This is a genomic window from Flammeovirga sp. AWQ4_249 (assembly GCF_056161045.1).
Map to the genome: position 1 here is coordinate 1 of NZ_JBSWYJ010000095.1, position 1,910 is coordinate 1,910.

Here is a 1,910-nt window from a genome sequence, read left to right on the forward strand (position 1 = left end):
TTCTGAGGTGAATTTTCTTTTACTTTTCATAATACTGCAATTTACTTAATTATTAATTTTGATTGCAGTCCATTTTGATGGGGTAACTATAAAGAATAAGATTCTCTTTTAATTGCATTTTCGTTGGTTTAAATATAAATATTCAAATTGCTTATGATTAAGAAAATAAATTCTCGCAAAGTGTTAGCAGTCTTATTCTCTTTTATGTACTGTTTTTAATTATTGTTTTTATATAACGATGAAAATGAATAAAAGCTTCTCTAAAATTGATTTTTCGATTGCAAAATTTGATTGAAAATTAAATTCAGGATTAGAAATGAGTATTATTTAAATTTGAAATCAATCGATACTTACAGTTATACTAAACACAGAAATAGAAGTTAAAAAAGATTAATTTTCAATATGATATAATATATATTACAATTATATTTACAACATAAAATTACTCTCAAACTTAAATTAAACAATCTAATCACTTTTTTAACTATGAAAAAAAGCAAATTACTCTTTATTCTATTTGTTGTACTCTCTTCTTTATCAACTGCTTTTGCACAAGAATATCAAGGACAAGATCAAGAATATCAACAAGCTGCTAGTAAAAAAAGCACTTCTAAAAGTAAGATCCTAAAAAATGGCTTCAGTATTAAAGTCAGTCTTGGATTACCTACTACCAGCTATTTAGCTTTAGATGGTTATGAATTTGATGAAAAACCACTGGATTTAATGGTTGGACTTCAAATTGGTAACCAATGGTATTTATACAAAACAGGTCAATTTGGTCTTGCTCTAAACGTAAACTGGTTTGATATCAGTGCGGGAAGTGGTTACATTGATAGTGGTTCTGGGCTAGAATCTGAATTTGAATATTTTGCCCTAGAAATGTCTGCTTTAGAATTTGGTCCTTTAGTATCTTATGCTTTAACTGATAAATTTGGTCTTGATATGCATTATAATCTACGACCTACTATGATTGTTGCAGGTACTGTTGAGGAAGAAGGTGATGTTGTAAGTGGTTTTACACATGCAATTGGTGGAGGAATACGCTATGGTGTATTTTCTTTTGGGATCGAATATCAATTGGGTAATTTAGGTTTATTAGATCCTGTTGATGATTTCGAAGAAGATCTAAAATTTAATACAAATCTTACAAAAATCAATTTTGGATTTAAGTTCTAAAACTTACTAATAGAGAAAAGCCTATCTTTTTAATTTAATAGAAGATAGGCTTTTTTATGGTTGATAAAAGAAAAGCAATTCAAGAACACATAGTTCTCGTTAATTGATTACATGTTTTTATTAATAAGGGAAATAGTATTCATTATCAAGATGTAAAAAAGTCGCTTCATGAATCTTAAATTCATCAAGCGACTTTTTATTATTTTTTCAAAGATTGTGGATTAATTTGCTACAACACATATTGTTACTAATAAACAAAATGAAATTAGTTGTAAGTTTTCTTTCAGATGGTAGTAAATTCTCTTTTTCATTGTAAATAGATTTAAATCGTTTTGTCAGTAGAAGTGTTTATTAAATTTGGTATAAACTAACTTTTATTGAGTAATAAAGAAATAATGTCCAAATTTAATGATTATTCCATTGGTTTTCCTAATATTTTACAGATTTCTTAATAAAAGTAAAGAATTTTAACGTAAAGTGTTAGGAGTTATACTTTATTTGTAAGTTTGTTATATTTTCTACTGATTGTACTATATCAAAGGTACCGACTACTTTTTTTTTTGCTCATTAGACTATAACAAAGAAATCATTTTGTTATACATTATCTATAATACTATTTAATCTTTCTTGAAAGTGGCTTTCTGAGAAAAGTAGATGTTTAGTCCACGATGCCTTTGAGAAGTTGGTATAAATACTTGGATTAGTATACAGTAACTCTATTTTGCTCGCTACTT

Annotated in this window: 1 protein-coding gene; it reads left to right on the forward strand. The window is 26.9% G+C overall.

The features are described from left to right. Positions 1–486: 486 nt before the first annotated feature. The gene (locus ACXAHM_RS26205) at positions 487–1,176 is read left to right on the forward strand and encodes a hypothetical protein (protein ID WP_474967046.1); all 690 of its coding nucleotides are present in this window, start codon (positions 487–489) and stop codon (positions 1,174–1,176) included. Positions 1,177–1,910 lie beyond the last annotated feature (734 nt).